Raw genomic sequence first — 17,300 nt, forward strand, 5'->3', positions numbered from 1 at the left:
CGACGCTCTTTTGCCGTTTTTCGGCCCGATGCCGGAAGACGCAGACCGGGGATCAGGTTTGTCGGCGGATGGGGCCGGAGAAGGACTTCGTTCGCCCGAGGAGCGCCTTGCGGCGTTCGAGATGGCGCAGCGGAACATACGCATCCTGCCGGGCAAGAGCGCGCCAGTGCTGGACCTTCAGCAGCAGCACCATGGCGCCAGCTGCCGCCACGCAAGCCCGCCAGCGTGCGTCGTCGAGGCTGCCGGTTTGCGTTGCGTGCATGCATTCCAGCAAGGTGACGAACACCAGCAGTGCACCGACGAGGTCGCCGGCCCGCGTCCTCGGCGCGCCCGTCAGCAGGACGCATGCGCTCACGACGAACCCGGTGGCGGCGCCGAAAGGTGAGCAGTCCATCCGGAGCGCCGCCCAGGCAAGGCTGCCAAGGCAAAGGGGCGTTGCCGCTCTTGCCGCGATTACCAGATGCCGGGGTGTCACTGCGAGAAAGCTCATGGCTTTCCCCTAGCGGCAAATCCTGAAGATCGGGTTTAGCGCCGCGAGGAGCCGGCATCGAGGAGCCGGTCGAGGCGGGCAGTCGCACGATGTTGAGCATTCGCTGTCCGATCTGCCGAACACTGCGGTCCTGATCGATGGATTGCAGCGTTGCAGGCTCTGCGTGGCTCGACCGCACGGCGGGGCCATGCTAGAAACGCAGCCGAATTCGTGGCTATCGGACTGGTATTACGACGTTGCATGGCGAGAATTGCTGATCATGACGGGGGATGACCCGAAGGACGAACGCGGCGTCGCAGAACAGTCGTCTGCCTCATCACATGTCCGGCCGAGGGTCGCACCCGTCGGTGCGACGCCGATCGTCTGGAAGTGGTGGTTGCTGGCCGGTTTGTTCAGTCTTGCGGTCTGGGCGGGGATTGTCGCGCTCGCCAACTGAGCAAAGGTGGCGGACTGTTCGATCCGTTCATGCAGGATGGCCTCCAGCCGATCGACCCAAACCTGCGGCGTCAAGGCGAGCGCGCGCGTCGAGGTGTAGGCCGCCTCGCTCATCACCCGTGTACCGGTGTCATCGTCCATCAGGCGGCGGATCGCGGCGGCAAAGTGCGGCGTGTCTCGCGGATCGGCGGAGATTCCGGCTCCGCAATCGACGATGTCCGCAGCGAGCAGCGCGGTTTCGGCCAGAATGACCGGCAGCCCGCTCCAGGCGGCCTCGATCGCGACGAGTCCAAACGGTTCCGGATAACGGCTCGGCATCACCAGCATCCTCGCCCGTGCCGCGATAGTGCTGATTTCCGCGGGAGAACGGCGCCCCAACAGACGTGCGCGCGGGTGCAGCGCGGCGACACGATCGGCAAGCGGGCCTTCACCCACCACTGTCAGCGGCGCACCGGCCCTCGCGGCCGCCCTCGCGGCAAGATCGACGCCCTTGGTGTCTTCCAGGCGCCCGACGAACAGGACTTCGCGGTTGTGTTCTGCCGAGATCCGTTCGCGGGAAAACGGTACGACGGGATTGGGGAGAGGGACGATCGCATCGTCCGGAATACCGCCTCGGGTGAGAAAATCGCTCATATCCGCATGAATTGCGAGTATCGGCGGTGAGGATTTTGGTCGAAATGCCTGCTTGTGAATGGCCTGGCGGGCGCTGCGCCATGCCTTGTGCAGCGCGCCGTCGCGGTCGCACGGCGTCGCGAGGCAGGAGCGGGACAGTGGCGTGTGCGGGCATATTTCTCCGGACTTGAGCCAGGCGAAAGCACCGTTGGGGCAGGCGAGGAAGAAGTCGTGCGCCGAAATGACCAGCCGATCCCGCACTGGATCGAGAGCCGCGAACACAGACGGAGACAGGATCTGCGCCCAGCCATGGAGATGGTACACGGTTCGCGGGGTGTCGTTGGCGGTGATCCAGCTCCTGACCATGGCATGAGCGGCCCGGTTCCACAGGCCGCTCGCCATTGCGCGCAGACGCCCGCCGGCTTTGAGCCGCTTCTGGCCCAGGGCCACGACATCCACTCCCGCGCTGGCCAATGCGGGGCTTGTCCCGTCGTCGCCGGTCATGAAGGTGACGCGATGGCCACGTGCCGCGAGCCCGGCGGCGGCCTCGACCGCGAGTTTGCTGGCCCCCCCTTTCGGATCGCTGAGATCGTTGATCTGGACGATGCGATCGATCATGGCCTGGCTCCCGATCCACGGCCCGCGCTGGCTTGCAGGCAGGCCGCGAAGGCGTCGACGTCCGCGCGTGCACGGGCGATGAGGGGGGAGGGATCGAACCGGTCGGCGATCGCGGCGGCGGTGCGGGCACCCAGTTCCCCGGCAGCGACTTTGGCTGGATCCAGCATATGCTCGTCGCGGCCGGCCAGTTGGAAGAAGCTGTCCAGCTTTTCGTCCCAGCGCAGCCCGATCGCGGGGACGCCGAAGGAATAGGCCGCGATGCATGCATGCATCCGGTGACCGACGATCGCGTTGCAACCCGACACCAGCGCGGCGAGATCGGCGGGGCTTTCGAAGGATCGACCGAACACGACCGGTCCCCTGGCGTGGCGGACCCAGTCATGAAGTCGGCGGTGCAGGTACTCACGGTCTTCCGGGCTGCCGTTGGTGAACAGGACGACCTCGAAGCCGTGCTCCACCAGTGACCGGAGGGCTGCCGGATACCACTGTTCCAGATTGGCGCTGCAGGCCGGGTCGCTGTGATAGCGCACGGCCAGCGGATCGGTGATGCACACGCCGACCTTGCGGGCACCGGGCCGGCGCAGGCTTTGCGGGTAGTGGCAACTGGCGAGCACTCCGGGATCGACCGCAAGCAGCGGGAGGAGGACTGCCCGACCGGCGAAGTGCCTTTGCCAGGCGCGCTGCGATGCCGCATCGCGTACCGAGGTCCAGATCGGCCCAGCCCGTTCCAGCGCCTGCGTGAAGACACGCAAACCCCGGCGCGACCATTTCGAGGATACGCCGACGGCATAGATCGCCACGGGCAATCCAAGACCGTTGGCCTGCGCCAGTGCTCGGGCAATCTTCATCGGGAAGTTGAGATCGGCGTCGGTCAGGAGGTTGCCTCCGCCCACGACGACCGCTTCGGCGCCTTTGAGACCAGCCCTGTAGTGCCGCTGCAGTCGCAGTGCGATTACGAGGCGAAGCATGATCCAGGCCGTGAAGCGGCGCAAGCTGGCCGGCATTCGTTCGAGGAAGGCAAGCGCGATCCCGCGCATCCGGCCATGTCCGGATGGATAAGCGGTGCGTCCCGCGAGATCCACGGAGACGACTTTGGAGCCCGGCAGTGCCCGCTCGAGTTCCCGTTCCAGGCATTCGCTCAAGAGCCCGTCGCCGAGATTGGGACTGTACTTCACGTTCAGCAGGACGACTCGCGAAAGCGCGCAGGCTTGCCCTTGCACACGGTCGTCCGGCGACGAGGCCGGGCGGATGGCGGTGGGCGAGGCGTACATGCGTCAGGGGCTCCATCGCCGGGACTAACAAAATTCAACCTTGGAGCGCGGCCTAACAGAACGCATCTGCACTGCGCAGATGGTGAATGCATTTTAACGATGATGTCGATGAGACCCGTCCTATCGTCGAGGCAAGGTAAAGTATTGGATCGGGCATCGAATGGAGTCCGGGGTCATTTTTCTGTGCGACTTCGGCGCTTGTCGAAATGAAATGCGAGGGATAGTCGGTTGCCCAGCATCCATGTCGTGATCGCAACCATAGGCCGCGCGCACGTGGTACGACAGACAGTCGATCTTCTGGCGGAACAGACGCGCCGCGCCGATGGTGTTCTTGTCGTTACCGTCGGACCGGATGACGTCGCCGGGCTCGACAAGGCGCGGGGTGAGGCCCGTGTGCTGTTCTCGGAAAAGGGGCTCTGTCGCCAGCGCAACCGTGCGCTGGAGGCATTGGAGGACGCCGCCGACATCGTCGTGTTCTTCGACGACGATTTCGTGCCTGCCGCCGATTACATCGCGCATGTCGAGGCGCTGTTCGGCGCGCATCCGGACATGGTTGGCATAACCGGCGAACTGTGCGCGGATGGCGTGCGGCATGGCGGTTTCACGGTCGAGGAGGCGAGGGCGATCCTGGCGAACCGCGCGGAGGTGTGCGCCCCGATGCGGCACCGGCATGAACTCTATGGTTGCAACATGGCCATCCGAATGAGCGCGGCGCGGGGCATGCGCTTCGACGAAAACCTGCCTCTCTATGGCTGGCAGGAAGATATCGACTTTACCAACCGGCTCGGGCGCAAGGGACGGCAGGTCTCGACCGGCGAGGTGACCGGCGTGCACCTCGGCGTCAGCGGGGGGCGCACGTCCGGCAAGCGGCTCGGCTATTCGCAGGTCGCAAACGTGGTCTACCTCCAGCGCAAGGGAACGATGCGACGCGCCTTCGGCAATCGCCTGATGGTCCAGAACCTCGTATCTAATGCATGGCGCAGTCTGTGGCCGGAGCCGTCGATCGATCGGCGTGGCCGCCTGCTGGGTAACATGATCGCGATCCTCGACTGTCTGCGTGGACGGGTCGATCCTCGCCGGATTCTCGAAATGTGAGCGCGCTGGCTTCATCCTCCGATACGGCGGGACTGGATACGACAGGCAAGCGGTCCCGCGATCGCGCGCGGCGGCAGGTGTTCGTCTGCGGCGACCTGCATAACCTGGGCGATCTGAAATTGCTGCTGCAGAACCTCGCCCTGACCGGTGGGCGCGGCGGGATCGTGCGCCGCTGGGCGCCGCTTCCGGCGCAAGTGGAGCGGCAGGTGGCTGAGGCCGGCGGTGAACTGGTTTCCGGGCGCACGCTGATGGGCTTCGCGGGCAGGGCTTTCGGATGCCAGGTTGTGCTCGGCGGCGGACAACTGGTGCGGGACAATGTCTCGATCGCGGGATTGGTCGGCCTGCTGCTTGCGGTCGTCAGCGCGCGGCTGGGCGGGGGCGGGCTCGTCACCCGCGGGCTTGGCGTGAGCACCATCCGCTCGCCGTTGAGACGGATCCTGTGGCGCGCGATTCTGGCGCAGTGTCCTCTGGTGAACCTGCGGGACGAGGGCTCCGGCGGCAATCTGGCACGGTTGCTTCCGGGCAAGGCGCAGGCGGTGCACGCCGACATGGTATTCCTGCCTACGGTCGGCGCGCATGCGATCACGCCGGGACAGGGGGAACGACGATGGATCGTCGTGGCACCTTGCGCCGATAGCAGCGAGGAGCGGTCGATCGAGGGCGCGGCCCTCGACGCCGTGGTAGCCGAGGCTTTCCATCGCCTGCCGCACGCAGGACTGGTCATCGCCTGTCACGATCCGCGCCCAAGCATGGACAAAGCCGCGGCTGCCCGTCTGGTCGCGCGTTGGCCGGATCGGGAAATCGTCGTGCTCGACGGTTACGACCTCGCCAAGCTGGTTGAGTTGTACCGGGAGGCGGCACTGGTGGTCACCAATCGCCTCCATGCGCTGATCTTCGCGATGCTGGCGGATGCTGCCGCGCTCGCGGTGGAGGACGGGACTGCCAAGGTGCGGGTGGTGGCCGACCATTTTGCCGTACCCATAGTGCCCAGAGAGGATCGAACGGGGGTGCCCGCATGTGTCGAGGCGGCGCTGGCGTTCGATCCCATTCTGCGCGCCCGAACCCGGCAGGAGCTTGCGTTGAAAGCCGCCCGCAACTTGTGACGGCGGTGGTTACAAACCGCTTTCCTACAGCGAATCGGATGGAACATAAGTCGAACATCGGTGCGTGACGAGTCGTGCCGGTTTCTGTCGACATCCAGCCGGAGCATGCCATGTCCGATCCTTTCGAGACCCAATCCGACGCCGCTTTCGCCCCTTCGCGCGCGCCTTACGCCATCGTGCCGAGCGATACCGAGCAACTGGCGCTGGTGCCCAAGGGCATCTACGTCGGCACCGGCGGCGACATCGTTCTGCGCGGCATCGACGGCACGAGCGACGTGACTTATCGCAACCTTCCCGATGCCAGCTTCGTTGCCGTGCGCGCCCTTTACGTGCGGGCGACGGGCACCACCGCCGCCGACCTCGTCGGGGAGGCATGAGCATGGTTCGTCTCGTTTCCGGCGGTCGCTCCGGCGGCGTCGTCAACCGCGCGCGGACCGTTTCCGGCAGCGGTGCGCTGCTGACGCTCGGGCGCTCCGCTTGGTGTCGATTCGACCTTCGCCTTGCGTTCGGGCAGTGATGCCAACCTTTCGCTTTCCGGGAACAGCCTGACCGCCGCTGTCGCCCTGTCGGCGGGAACGAGCCAGGTCGCGTTGATCCGGGAGAGTGCCGGACTGGGCCAGTCGGCGCGAGCGGTGGAGTACGCCGTCACGCTTACCGGCGCGGTGTCCGATCCTGTGGAGGGTGCCTGGCTTCCGGCCCATGCCGCGCTTGCTGGAGCTTACGGCCTTGGCAAGCTCATCGCCGGGTACGACGGCCCGGCCCTGCGGGTACGCCGCGCTTCGGATGGCGCTGAATTGGACATCGGCTTCGTTGGCCAGGCGCTCGATGCCGAGGCTGCGGCCGCTTTCAAGGGTACGTCCACGCTGGGCGTCGCGATCGTCTATGACCAGACCGGGCGGGGCCGTCACCTCACGCAGCCAAGCACGTCCGCGCAACCCTCCCTGTGGTTGGGCGAGGGCGGTCCGACCGTCACCAACTACGATACCGACTGTCCGATGTTGATCCCTGCGACTTTGGCCATACCCCGAGCGGACTGTGCGGTGTTCATGGCTGCGCGCACGCCGGGGCAGGCCGCGACCTGCGGTTACTGGGCGTTCGGTTCGACGACTACCGACTATGGCCTCACCAGTCCGCGCACTGCCGGGAATCTCGCGATGCAGCCGATGGTCGCCAGCGCTTCGATCCCGGCCACGGCCACTAATGCGCAGGCTTTGGGCGTAAACAACATGGCGGTGCTCGGTCTCGTGTCGAGCGCTTCCGGACAGGTCGTCCATCGGGATGAGCAGACCGCTACATATCCCCCCGCCGCCGCTGCGACGCTGAACGCCGGGGGTGAAGTGGGCGAGGCTATCGAATATGGCGGGCGCACCGACTGGCGCGGTTTCGTGGTCTACGGCGCGGCTCCGTCCGAAGCCGAAGTCACGGGCATCAAGGCCGTGCTCAAGGCGGTGTTCGGCACTTGCGAGCCTGCGACGCTATCCTTCCTCGGCGGCGGTGACAGCATCGTGTTCGGCACCGGGGGCGCGAACAACCGCACGATCACGGCGGCCATGCATCATCGCTCGGCGGCCTCGGTGCTGTTGCGCAATATCGGCATCGCCGGGCACCGGCTCGACCAGCATTACAACGATTTCGACACCGTCTCGGCGGCTTTCGTCACGCCGGGCGTGTCGAACGTCTACTTTGCGGATTACGGCCACAACGACATCAAGACATACGTGACCGACGCCGCGACCGCGATCTCGGCGGTGGAGGCGATGAAGGTCCAGGCGCGAAGCATGGCCGCGCGGCTGCGGACTTATGGCTTCTCGATGGTGGTATGGCAGGAAGCCTATGCGGACACCAGTTTCACCGCAGCGCAGGAAAGCGCGCGCGCTGCGTGGAATGCCTGGCTGCGCTCGAACCCGGTGGCCGACGACGGCCTGCCCTGCTTCGATGCGGTCGACCTCGTGGCGAGCGATGCGGGCTTCGTGCTGTCCGATGCGGAGACCGACGCAGGGCGCGGCATGGCGATGACTGCGAATTCCTCGGACGGGGTCCATCCGAACGAGGTCCATGCCGGTGCCCGCGCCGCGCATTTGCTGGCGGCTTACGAGGCGATCCCGTTCACGCTGAAATATGTCGCCCGGCCGGCGCAGCAGGGGCTCGTCTACGCGGGTTACGTTCCTCGGCTGGTGAAGGGGACAGGACCTTTCACGTTTTCGCTGGGATCGGCCTCCGCGCCGCTGCCGGCGGGGCTGTCGCTTGATAGTGGAACAGGCGTGATTTCGGGCACGCCGACAGTATCGGGCACGACGCCCGGCGTGATCCTGCACGTGATCGACAGCCTCGGCGCGGCGGCGCAGGCGAGCTTCGACCTGACCGTCGCGGCGTCGGCGACGATCGAGGTGGTTGATCAGACCGAGAGCTGGAACGCGGCCGATGCCACCGCCGTGACCGTCGCGATGCCCGCGACCGTCAATGCGGGGGACGTATTGGTCGCGGTGATGAGCGTGGACGGCACCGTCACCGTCGCATGGGACAACACGACGGCAGGCGCATGGACCCAGCGCGCCGCTTATGCGGCCAATTCCAACCAGCACCTCCTGGCGATCTTCACCAGGACGGCGGACGGGACCGAGGGGGGCAGGGTGCTCAACGTCGGGCTGTCAGGCTCGCAGCAGGCGGTGACGCGGGTGATGCGGGTGACGGGTGCGAACGGTGCGGTCGAAATCTCGACGTATGCGCGCGGCAATGCCGTCGCCGCCGACCCGCCCGCGCTGACACCGAACTGGAGCGGTGCGAGCCTGTACATCGCGGCGCTCGCGCTGGACGGGACGGCGACCATTGCGTCGGGGCCGGCCGGCTATTCCGGCTTCGCGTCGCGCGTATCGAGCGCGAGCGGCCAATCGACGAATGCGACCGCCTGGAAGCTGGCGTCGGGGACGGAGGATCCCGCCGCATACACGATCTCGGCGACTTCGAACTGGGTCGCGGCGACGCTGGCGTTGCAGGCCGGCTGACGAACGGATGGGGCGGGGCTGTCCTCAGGCGGTGTGCAGCGACCGCAACAGGGCGGCCCCGATCAACAGCGGCAGGCGGCGGAAGCGGGCGGAAGCGAGCGCAGCGGGCAACACGCCGCATAGGCTCACCAGCATGGCCGGCCGCATTGCCCGCGTCCTCTCCCGCGAGATCGCACGGTAGCGCCGGAATATCCGCAACCGTGTATAGGCATCCACCACCAGGCGAGGGGGGCGGACACCGCCGGTCCGCGTGATCGCGTCAAGTTCCGCACGGACGGCGGAGCGTTCCTGTTCCTCGACATTTCCCAGCGAGATCGCGCCCTGGTGGCGACGATAGAACAGAACGTCCACCGGCGGATTGTCGATACGGCCGAAGGCTCCGGCGCGAATGAACAGGTCATAGTCCTCGGCATGGCGGTAGCCGTTGCGGTATCCGCCCATGGCCTTGAGCGCTGCGGCCCGGATCATAATGAGCGGATGCATGGACACCGCGACGCGCGGAGGAAAGACGGACAGGTCGGTTATACCGTGGCGTCCGCCGCTGGTGCGCGTGCTGGACGAAGTGGGGTAGCGGTCCGCGACGGCCTGGCCGCCGACGATGACGGTCTGCGGGTTGTCGTCCAGCCAGGCGACCTGGAATGCGAGACGCTTTGGAAAGGATATGTCGTCCGCGTCCATGCGCGCGATGTATTCTCCGCGCGAATGGTCGATCGCGGTGTTGAGTGCCGCCACGATACCGCCATTGGGTTGACGCACCACCCGGATACGCTCGTCGCCCTGCGCCATGCGGGCTAGCAGGACCGGCGAAGCGTCAGTGCTGCCGTCATCGACGATGACGAGTTCGAAATCGGTGAACGTCTGGTCGAGGATTGATTGCACGGCTTCGCGCAGGAACGCCTCGCCATTGTAGCACGGCAGGATCACGGAGACGCGGGGGGGCAGCAACCTCATGCCGCTTCCCGCGATGACCGGTCGCTGAGAGCGAGGATGATGTCGAGCAGTTCGGCCCCGGCGCGGGCCCAGGTGAACTGGCGCGCCCGGATATACCCCGCCTCGACCTTGCTCGTGAACAGAGGGCCGGTCGGATCAAGCGCGGCGATTGCCTGTGCCCACGATGCCGGATCGTCGACGTCGGCATAGAGCGCGGCGTCGCGGCATACTTCGGGGAGCGCGCCTGCAGGCGCCACCACGGCAGGCGTGCCGCAGAGCATCGCCTCCAGCGGCGGCAGGCCGAAGCCTTCCGTGCGCGAGGGGCACAGCACGCACCGTGCACCGGCATAGAGTGCGCGCAGGGCCCGATCGTCGCACGGGCCGACGAACACGACATCGTCAGGCACCGTCAGCCCCGCAGCGAGCAACGCATTGCGCGACGCACCCACGACGACCAGCGGCACGCCCGCCGGTGCCCTCTGCGCATAGGCAGCAAGGACCACCGCATTGTTCTTGTAGGCCTTGGGGCTCCCGAACATCAGCGCATAGCCGCGCGCGGCGAGGCCATGCATGGCAAGCACCGCGTCGTCTGCCGCGTTCTTGCCATGCATGGCAAGCACCGCGTCGTCTGCCGCGTTCTGCAGGATGTGGTCCACGCCGTTGTAGAGCACTTGCGTGCGGCTGGCCGGGGAGACGCCCATGACGCCAAGCATGCGCCGCGAGTAATCGCTGACGGTCAGCACGGCGCTGCTCGAACGGGCCATGCGCGGGGCCAGCAACCGGTAGCCAAGGCGCTGGCGCAACGGATAGGAACTGTCGGGGAACAGGAACTGCGCATCGTGGATCAGCGTCACCTTGCGGCGATGGCGCAGCGGCGCGAGGTTGGCGAGGTTCACCAGAACTCCGTCGGCGGCAAGCGTGGGCAGCCTTGTCTGTTCCCAGACTTGCGAAGGTCTTTCATCCAGTTCGCGCACCGTGATGTTGCGCAGCAATGGCTTCCAGTCGCCACTGTGGCGCGTTGGCAGCAGCAGGGTCACCCGGGGGGCGCCGGGAACGCCCAGACGTGCATCGATCTCCCGGACGAGCCTGTCGGCGACGCGGTGAACGCCATTGAGACCGCCTGCGTAGAACTTCCCGTTGATGTATACCGGCAGCATCGAAATTCCCGACCAATCGAGCCGCAACATAATATTGCGTTGCAGCGAACTCGACGGCCGATCCTCGGCCTTGCCAAGTTTTAACGGTCGCCCGGCGCCGGCCCATCTTCCCCGAACCGGCGAGGCAGGCCATTCACGGCGGAGCGAAGGGGGCTTCGATGTCGCAGCCTGATGATGCGATACTGATCAATGGGCGGTTCCTCATGCAGCCGGTGACGGGCGTGCAACGGGTTGCGCGCGCACTCGTGGCCGAGATGGACCGGCTGGTGGGGGCCGGGGAGACGCCGCTGCGCTTGGCGCTTGCCTGCGAACGGGACGCGGACACCTCGAGCCTGGACTTGCGCCACATCCGGGTGGAGCGACGCGGCGGGGTGAGCGGGCATGCCTGGGAGCAATTCGTATTGCCGCGCATGGTCGCCGGTCGCCGCCTGTTGTGCCTGGGCAATACCGCGCCGCTTGCGTCTGCGCTGAGCGGCCAGCGCCTGTCGGTGATGATCCACGACGTGTCGTACCTGTCCCTGCCGCGCGCTTATTCCCTGCGCTATCGTGCAGCGCATCGCGCCCTCCTGCCGATACTCCTGCGGCGTTCCGCCCCCCTCTTCACCGTCTGCGATGCCGAGGCGGAACGGCTGCGTCGCCTGCATCGCCGCACGCGCGTCATCGCGTTGCAGAACGGCGCCTGGACCCGCGACAAGGTTGACCGGACTGCAGGGCATGAGCGGGAGCGCATGGTCCTTTATGTCGGGTCGCTGTCACGCAGGAAGAACGTGGAACGTGTGATCGAGGTCGCCCAGCACCTCGCGCGGGAAGACGGCGTGCGGACCGTGCTGGTGGGTTCGAGCCACGACATCCTCGCGCCCATTCGTGCCGGCGTGGCTCCCGATGTGGCGCACATGCTCGACTTCATCGGACAGGTCCCTGATCTGGAGACCCTCGCGGGCTATTATCGCCGCGCCGCCTGCCTGCTTTTCCCGTCGCTTTACGAGGCATCGCCGCTGCCGCCGCTGGAAGCGATGAGCCATGGCTGCCCGGTGATCGCCTCGGCGATCCCATCGATGACGGAACGCTGCGGTCCCGCCGCGCTCTATTGCGACCCGCTCGACAGCGCGAACATCGTTGATGCGGTGCGCCGTGTCCTTTACAATTCCGGGCAAGCCGACGCCTTGCGCCAGGCCGGTTTCGAGCGCGTTGCCCGTTATTCCTGGCGCGATCAGGCTCATGCTCTCTTGGCAGCGATGACCGGGAGTTAATTTGTCCCGGCAAGGGAGCCCGGCGATGTGTGCGTCATGAGCGAAGCGCGTGCTATCGATGCCAACCGCAAACAACCCGTCTACGGACTGGACATCGTGCGCTTTGCTGCGGCGAGCCTCGTCGTGTTCTATCACCTCGGTTTCAAGGCCTGGGCGCTGGAAGGCAGCAGCCTGCATGCGGTTCTTGGCCGTCAACAGGAATTTCCCGCAGGCTATGCGTTGAACTGGTGCGGCTGGATCGGTGTGCAGGTGTTCTTCGTCGTTTCCGGGGCGGTCATCGCCTATTCCACACGCGGGGTCAGCGCACGGGGCTTCGCGCGCCGCCGCGCAGCCCGGTTGCTGCCTGCCGTGCTCATCGCCGTGGCCATCGCGCTGCCGATTGCGGTTTTCCTGTTCGGCACTGCTCCGGCCCAGGCTATTTTGCTGACGCTGAAGACGATGGTTTTCGTACCGTTCGGGCCGTGGATAATCGGCCAGTTCTGGACGATCCCGATAGAACTGGCTTTTTACGCCCTTGTCTGGACGATCCTCGCATCGGGAGCGCCCGCGCGCGCAATGGACGTGTTGAGCTGGCTGCTGGGCGTTGTCAGCGTAAGTTACTGGGCGGCCGTGGCATCCGGTGTCATGGACGCCGGTGGGCGACTCAGCGAGCTCCTGCTTCTGCAACATGGCATATACTTTACCCTCGGAATGCTCTGCGCGCGGCTAGGCGGGAGCGGCCTCGGGTTACGTGACCTCGGCCTGTCGATAGCCTGCGTCATTGCCGCAGCGATGCAGGTGCGGACGGCGGCACGATGGGAGATGGGCGCACGCATCGATCTGTCGGCCGACTGGCTCTGGGCCTATGCGCTTTGGCTTTGCGTAGCTGCTGCGATCGCGGCGGCGTTCCGGTGGCAGGTGCAGGTTGCGGCCATCCTAGGGCGCTTCGGCAAGGCATTGCGCCTTGCAGGGCTGGCGACCTATCCGCTCTATCTCGTGCATATCCACGTCGGCGGTGCGATCCTGATGGCAACGGCGCGACTGGGCGTCGTTCCGGCACTCATTCTCGCATCTGCAGGTTCGGTGGCGGTTGCGCTCGCCATCGCCGGATGGTTCGAGCCGCCGCTTCACGCTGCAGTCGATATGGCACTGCGCCGACTGGGGCAACGAATACCGCGCTATCGGCGGACAGGGTAGCGTCCTGTCATATCGATCCAGCGAGGCAGACGGCTCGGATCGTGATCATGTTCAAATTTCGTATGGTTTGAGCGGAACCCGATGAGCCAGGCGCATCGGGTTCCAGTATCAGGCCGCCACCTGCCCGGCGCTTGCCGAGCGTGCCCAGGCGACTGCTTCGTCTATGCCCTCCGCGCGGTGCACCAGCGAAGATTCTTGCGTGAACGCATCGAGGAAGCGGGCGATCTTTCCGTAGCGGTTGTCCAGCACGGCATGGGGGCGGCCGAGAAGCAACGAAAGAATATGGACATGGAGCCGGTCGGTGAAGATCGCGCGTCCCCGTGCCAGTTGGCGAAATCCGCGTTCGACCCGGTGGCGCGCCGCTGCCTCGTAGGCGGACGCACGCGCGCTTGCGGGGGAAAGCGAGGTCCACGCGCGCATCACGCCACCCGCCTTGGCGCGGCGCACGGCTGCGGTATCGTCGATCAGCCAGTCTTCGACCGTAACATGATCGGGAAGCCCGTGGGTTTGCGCGCGTTCCTTGTCGGTGCGCAGCATGGCGAGTACGTCGATGGAGGGAGCCGCGCCGGATCGCGTGCCCATGGCGAAGGCGCTGTCGGGGCAGAGTTCCACCGTGCAGTCGAAATGGCGGCGAGCCAGTTCAAGGGAGGGAACGTCGCGCACCAGCAGGGTGAAGTCGGGGTGCGCGGCGATGATGCGGGCGGTCCGGTCTATCCTTGCCGGGTCGCCATAATGGATCGACTGCGGCAGCTGGACGATCCGGCGATCCGGCAACCGCGCGATCACATCCTCGCGGAACGTCTGGTGGTGGTTCCAGATGTCGCCGAAGTTGCCGCCGCCGTGCAGGAATACGGTGCCCTCAGGCACCGCTTCACGCATGGCCTGTTCGTCGAAATTGTGGAAGGCGCAGACGTAGCCGGGGCTTGTCCCGCCGAGCGCTTTCAGCAGTTGCACTTCGCCCAGCCAGATGGCGGAATCTCCCACATTGGCGTGGTTTGGGAAGTCAAGGAGCGCAAATCTTGAAGAAACGTAAGGGGAGATCGTCGAGGATAGTCTCGTTATGAGATGATCCATCGACGGATTAAAAGAATTTAATCGAGTATTCACGCGATTCAAATCCCAATTACATGAACTCGGTATTGTATCTCATCTGCGGCAATTCTATTCAAGTCCGGTATGGCAAGGCATCCGGAAATTGCAGGCGGCACCCGTTTGAGCCGGCGTGCCGCCGGTGCCGTGGGGTGGAGCATCGTCCGTTTCGGCGGAGATCAGGTGTTCGGCTTCGTGGTCTTCGCCGCGTTGGCGCATCGGCTGGATCCGGCGACCTTTGGTATCTTCATCGTCGGCCTGGCCGTGGCGGAAGTGGGCAAGATAGTCGCGCAGGGCGGATTGGTGAGCAGCCTTTACCGCGCGCCCGAGATCACGCCGCGCCTTGCGGACACGGTGTTCTGGGGGAACCTCGGCATGGGCGTGCTGGTCGCGATCGCCTGTTTCCTGCTGCGCCATCCACTTGCCGATGCCATGGGCAGCCCCGCGGCTGCGCCCGTCATTGCGGCGCTTGGCTGTGTTGTGCCGGTTTCTGCGGCAGGCGCCTCGCACATGAGCCGGACATTGCGCGCCTTCGGCCATCGTGCGCTGGCGATCCGTTCCTTCGGTGCGGGCGTGATCGGTGGTGCGCTCGCGCTGCTGGCGGCGCAGGCGGGGTGGGGTGTCTGGGCACTGGTAGTGCAGCGTTTCGCAAGCGAGGTGATCGGCACGCTCGTCGCCTGGCATGCGTTCCGCTGGCGGCCGGGGCTGGACGTATCGTGGACGACGCTGCGGTCACAATGGCGGCTGGGGGCGGGCGTTGCCGGCTCTCAATTGCTGCTCGTGGCGCTCAACCGCACGCAGGACCTGATCCTGGGGCGGGTGATCGGACCCGGAGGCGTGGGCGTCTATCGCACGGCTTGGAAGTCGATCGAAGTCGTCGCGCAGGGTGTGATCAACCCTTTCGCCACTGTCGCAGTGCCGACGCTGGCCAAACTGCGGCATGATATGCTGGCATTCCGGCGCGGCTACGTGCGGATGGTTTCGGCCAGCGCGATGATCGCGTTTCCCGCCATAGCCGGGATAGGCGTCCTCGCCGACGCGCTGATACCCCTGCTTTTCGGCCCACAGTGGGACGAAAGCGTGCCGGTGGTGCGGGTCCTGTGCCTGCTGGCACCGCCGTTCGCATTGAATTTCTTCGCGGATCCGGCGCTGACAGTTCTCGGCAAGGCCGGGGTCATGGTCAGGCTGGCCGGCATCCAACTCGCCCTGACCCTGCTGTTCTGCTTTTTCGCGGCGCCATACGGGCTTGTCTGGTTCGCGGTCGCCTACGTCGTGCGGGCTTATGTGACGCTCGCGCTGCAACTGGCGCTGCTGCAACGCGCGACCGGCGTGCTTGCGCGAGAGGTTCTGGGCGGGATCGCTCCTGCTCTGGGAGCCGCGCTGGTCATGGGCATCGTCGTGTGGGGGACCGGCGACACGATGCCGGTGCAGGGCGGCCCCCGGAGCCCGGGCGCATTTGCCCGCATCGCGTTCCTGGTGACGCAGGGCGGGCTTGTCTACGTGGCCGTCGTTCTGGCGCTCATGGGACGTTCGCGGCGCATGGACCTCGTAACCTTCCTGCGGGGACTGCGGCCGAAGCCGCAACCGACCTGACGCTTCAGGCCGCAGCAGCCGGGTAAGGCGATGGGCCGGGGATGGCATCTTGTCCAGGATGATGCCGGTCCCCGGGCCTGGCCCCTGCACGTAGCGCGATCGCACTGCCGGACAGAACAGCAAAGGCGAGCCCGGGATCGCAGCTTGGCGAAGACACCGAAGCGACGCCGATACCCACGACGACCGACCATGTCGCGGCGGCTGCGACGTCGCGATCGCGATCCCCGCTGCGGCTCCATGTCGATGCAACGAGCGGGGCGACGGCCCGGACTGTGTGGAGTACGAACGCGCTGGAGCCGACGATACCGGTCGAGCCCAGGATCGCCGTGGCGAGGCTCGATGAGCGGAATGAGCCCGGGCCGATGCCCAGCCCATGCGAAGCGACGAACGCGGTTATCCCTTGCCCCGCCCAGAACAGCCGCTGCCTGCCGGAGAAGGAATCGGCCTTGTCCAGCGTCATGTGCTCCAGCAGCCGGCGCATTGCTGCCGCAAGCGCAGGTTCGAGCAGCAGCAGCGCGCTCGCGGCGATGACGGCGCCGATGCCCGCGAGCGAGAGCCACGCCAGCCGATCGAGAGGCAGCACGCGCGGGGTCGTGAGGATGCGCAGCGCCATGAGCGCGCCGAACAGCACGAGCCCGACGTATGCCGTGGACGAAGTGCTTATGATCAGGGCGGCGGCGAGAAGCAACGCAGCCGCTCCGGTCCATCGGGGTTCGACGCGGCGCAGCCAGCACTCGAAGGTGAAGACGAACCAGACCACCGCGAAGCTCGCAAAGGAGGACGCTTCGGGCCACAGGCCGTTCATCCGCACGAAACCGCCCCATTCGTGATCAAGCTGCGCGTAATTGTTGTTGCGGAAGAAATGGAAAGCAGCTTCCGCAGGCGTCCCGCGCAGGACGACACCGGCAAAGCCGGACAGCGCATGGACGATGCCGATCACGGCGCCGGTGCGAGCCAGCATGCGCCCGCCATCCGGCCTGTGACGCAGCACCGCGTGGGTCGCCAGGGCCATCGTCATCGTGCCGACCATGTATGCCGCGGTCGTCAGATTCTGTGCCGTGAAGCGCAAGGGTTCGGCGGCGAGGATCCGGGCGAGCTGGGTTCCGTATCGGGCGCGGATCTGACCGCGCAGCGGGGTCACGTCGATCTCGCCGGCAAAGATATGCGGCAGCAGCAGCGCGGCAAGGACGCCGTAAGCAACGAAGACTATCAGCCAGACATTGCCGCGCAGCGCCGAGCCGAGACTGGCCGCACCGACCCCTCCCGGAGCCAGACAGCGCAGCAGCAGGAAACCCAGCGCGAAGTGTGCGGGCGAGACCGACGATCCTCCCAGCGCCGTGAGGTTGATCGCTGCCGAGCCGCCCAGCAGCGTGGCGCCCATCACCAGCACGAACAACGCGCGTAGCGATCCCAGGGTGAACAGGGCGAGCGCGATGAGCAGTTCGATCGCCCCGATGACTGTCAGTTCCATGTCCGCCT

The 17,300-nt window shown here is 66.1% G+C and carries 15 protein-coding genes; 8 read left to right on the forward strand and 7 right to left on the reverse strand.

Annotated elements, in window-relative coordinates; translation table 11 throughout:
- Nucleotides 1-52: 52 nt before the first annotated feature.
- The 3 genes from ACODRZ_RS19585 to ACODRZ_RS19595 all read right to left on the reverse strand — a co-directional run bounded on the left by ACODRZ_RS19585 (nt 53) and on the right by ACODRZ_RS19595 (nt 3,426).
- Nucleotides 53-490: a hypothetical protein gene (locus ACODRZ_RS19585; RefSeq protein WP_488972286.1), complete on the reverse strand. Its 438-nt coding sequence runs from the start codon at nt 488-490 to the stop codon at nt 53-55.
- Between the two features lie 228 nt (nt 491-718).
- Entirely contained in the window at nt 719-2,155 is a 1,437-nt protein-coding gene (locus tag ACODRZ_RS19590) for a glycosyltransferase family 4 protein (protein WP_488972287.1), read from the reverse strand.
- Complete coding sequence (locus ACODRZ_RS19595; RefSeq protein WP_488972288.1) at nt 2,152-3,426, reverse strand: polysaccharide pyruvyl transferase family protein; 1,275 nt, start codon at nt 3,424-3,426, stop codon at nt 2,152-2,154. The genes ACODRZ_RS19590 and ACODRZ_RS19595 overlap by 4 nt, the downstream gene beginning before the upstream one ends.
- A gap of 228 nt (nt 3,427-3,654) precedes the next feature.
- On the opposite strand from ACODRZ_RS19595, the gene ACODRZ_RS19600 reads away from it, so the two are divergent.
- The 5 genes from ACODRZ_RS19600 (at nt 3,655) to ACODRZ_RS19620 (ending at nt 8,626) form a co-directional block, all read left to right on the forward strand.
- Nucleotides 3,655-4,521 (forward strand): glycosyltransferase family 2 protein, encoded by an 867-nt coding sequence (locus ACODRZ_RS19600; protein ID WP_488972289.1) that lies wholly within the window; start codon nt 3,655-3,657, stop codon nt 4,519-4,521.
- Nucleotides 4,518-5,624, forward strand: a complete 1,107-nt coding sequence (locus tag ACODRZ_RS19605) for a polysaccharide pyruvyl transferase family protein (protein ID WP_488972290.1) — start codon at nt 4,518-4,520, stop codon at nt 5,622-5,624. The genes ACODRZ_RS19600 and ACODRZ_RS19605 overlap by 4 nt, the downstream gene beginning before the upstream one ends.
- Before the next feature lie 110 nt (nt 5,625-5,734).
- Nucleotides 5,735-6,001, forward strand: coding sequence for a spike base protein, RCAP_Rcc01079 family (locus ACODRZ_RS19610; RefSeq protein WP_488972291.1), 267 nt, complete (start codon nt 5,735-5,737; stop codon nt 5,999-6,001).
- 2 nt (nt 6,002-6,003) lie between these two features.
- Entirely contained in the window at nt 6,004-6,141 is a 138-nt protein-coding gene (locus tag ACODRZ_RS19615) for a hypothetical protein (RefSeq protein ID WP_488972292.1), read from the forward strand.
- Nucleotides 6,125-8,626, forward strand: a complete 2,502-nt coding sequence (locus tag ACODRZ_RS19620; RefSeq protein WP_488972293.1) for a putative Ig domain-containing protein — start codon at nt 6,125-6,127, stop codon at nt 8,624-8,626. Before ACODRZ_RS19615 ends, ACODRZ_RS19620 begins: the two co-directional genes overlap by 17 nt.
- 24 nt (nt 8,627-8,650) lie before the next feature.
- On the opposite strand, the gene ACODRZ_RS19625 is transcribed toward ACODRZ_RS19620, so the two are convergent.
- Together ACODRZ_RS19625 and ACODRZ_RS19630 are read right to left on the reverse strand one after the other, a co-directional pair.
- Nucleotides 8,651-9,577, reverse strand: a complete 927-nt coding sequence (locus tag ACODRZ_RS19625; RefSeq protein WP_488972294.1) for a glycosyltransferase family 2 protein — start codon at nt 9,575-9,577, stop codon at nt 8,651-8,653.
- Entirely contained in the window at nt 9,574-10,713 is a 1,140-nt protein-coding gene (locus tag ACODRZ_RS19630; protein WP_488972295.1) for a glycosyltransferase family 4 protein, read from the reverse strand. Before ACODRZ_RS19630 ends, ACODRZ_RS19625 begins: the two co-directional genes overlap by 4 nt.
- A gap of 158 nt (nt 10,714-10,871) precedes the next feature.
- Here ACODRZ_RS19630 and ACODRZ_RS19635 point away from each other — a divergent pair, with 158 nt between their 5' ends.
- The gene (locus ACODRZ_RS19635) at nt 10,872-11,963 is read left to right on the forward strand and encodes a glycosyltransferase family 4 protein (protein ID WP_488972296.1); all 1,092 of its coding nucleotides are present in this window, start codon (nt 10,872-10,874) and stop codon (nt 11,961-11,963) included.
- A gap of 36 nt (nt 11,964-11,999) precedes the next feature.
- Nucleotides 12,000-13,139 (forward strand): acyltransferase family protein, encoded by a 1,140-nt coding sequence (locus ACODRZ_RS19640; protein ID WP_488972297.1) that lies wholly within the window; start codon nt 12,000-12,002, stop codon nt 13,137-13,139.
- Between the two features lie 108 nt (nt 13,140-13,247).
- On the opposite strand, the gene ACODRZ_RS19645 is transcribed toward ACODRZ_RS19640, so the two are convergent.
- Nucleotides 13,248-14,123 carry a polysaccharide pyruvyl transferase family protein gene (locus tag ACODRZ_RS19645; RefSeq protein WP_488972298.1) on the reverse strand — a complete coding sequence of 292 codons (876 nt, stop codon included), beginning with the start codon at nt 14,121-14,123 and terminating at the stop codon, nt 13,248-13,250.
- 228 nt (nt 14,124-14,351) lie between these two features.
- Between ACODRZ_RS19645 and ACODRZ_RS19650 the strand changes: the two genes are divergently transcribed.
- Nucleotides 14,352-15,821, forward strand: a complete 1,470-nt coding sequence (locus tag ACODRZ_RS19650) for a lipopolysaccharide biosynthesis protein (RefSeq protein ID WP_488972299.1) — start codon at nt 14,352-14,354, stop codon at nt 15,819-15,821.
- A gap of 4 nt (nt 15,822-15,825) precedes the next feature.
- Here ACODRZ_RS19650 and ACODRZ_RS19655 read toward each other — a convergent pair whose 3' ends face one another.
- On the reverse strand, nt 15,826-17,292 hold the full coding sequence (locus ACODRZ_RS19655) for a hypothetical protein (RefSeq protein WP_488972300.1): 1,467 nt from the start codon (nt 17,290-17,292) through the stop codon (nt 15,826-15,828).
- Between the last annotated feature and the right edge of the window lie 8 nt (nt 17,293-17,300).

This window comes from Novosphingobium sp. FG90, from assembly GCF_057808725.1.

Coding starts and splice junctions, on each gene's coding strand:
- ACODRZ_RS19585 (WP_488972286.1), bottom strand. CDS start 490: ATGAGCTTTCTCGCAGTGACACCCCGGCATCTGGTAATCGCGGCAAGA.
- ACODRZ_RS19590 (WP_488972287.1), bottom strand. CDS start 2,155: ATGATCGATCGCATCGTCCAGATCAACGATCTCAGCGATCCGAAAGGG.
- ACODRZ_RS19595 (WP_488972288.1), bottom strand. CDS start 3,426: ATGTACGCCTCGCCCACCGCCATCCGCCCGGCCTCGTCGCCGGACGAC.
- ACODRZ_RS19610 (WP_488972291.1), top strand. CDS start 5,735: ATGTCCGATCCTTTCGAGACCCAATCCGACGCCGCTTTCGCCCCTTCG.
- ACODRZ_RS19615 (WP_488972292.1), top strand. CDS start 6,004: ATGGTTCGTCTCGTTTCCGGCGGTCGCTCCGGCGGCGTCGTCAACCGC.
- ACODRZ_RS19625 (WP_488972294.1), bottom strand. CDS start 9,577: ATGAGGTTGCTGCCCCCCCGCGTCTCCGTGATCCTGCCGTGCTACAAT.
- ACODRZ_RS19630 (WP_488972295.1), bottom strand. CDS start 10,713: ATGCTGCCGGTATACATCAACGGGAAGTTCTACGCAGGCGGTCTCAAT.
- ACODRZ_RS19635 (WP_488972296.1), top strand. CDS start 10,872: ATGTCGCAGCCTGATGATGCGATACTGATCAATGGGCGGTTCCTCATG.
- ACODRZ_RS19640 (WP_488972297.1), top strand. CDS start 12,000: ATGAGCGAAGCGCGTGCTATCGATGCCAACCGCAAACAACCCGTCTAC.
- ACODRZ_RS19655 (WP_488972300.1), bottom strand. CDS start 17,292: ATGGAACTGACAGTCATCGGGGCGATCGAACTGCTCATCGCGCTCGCC.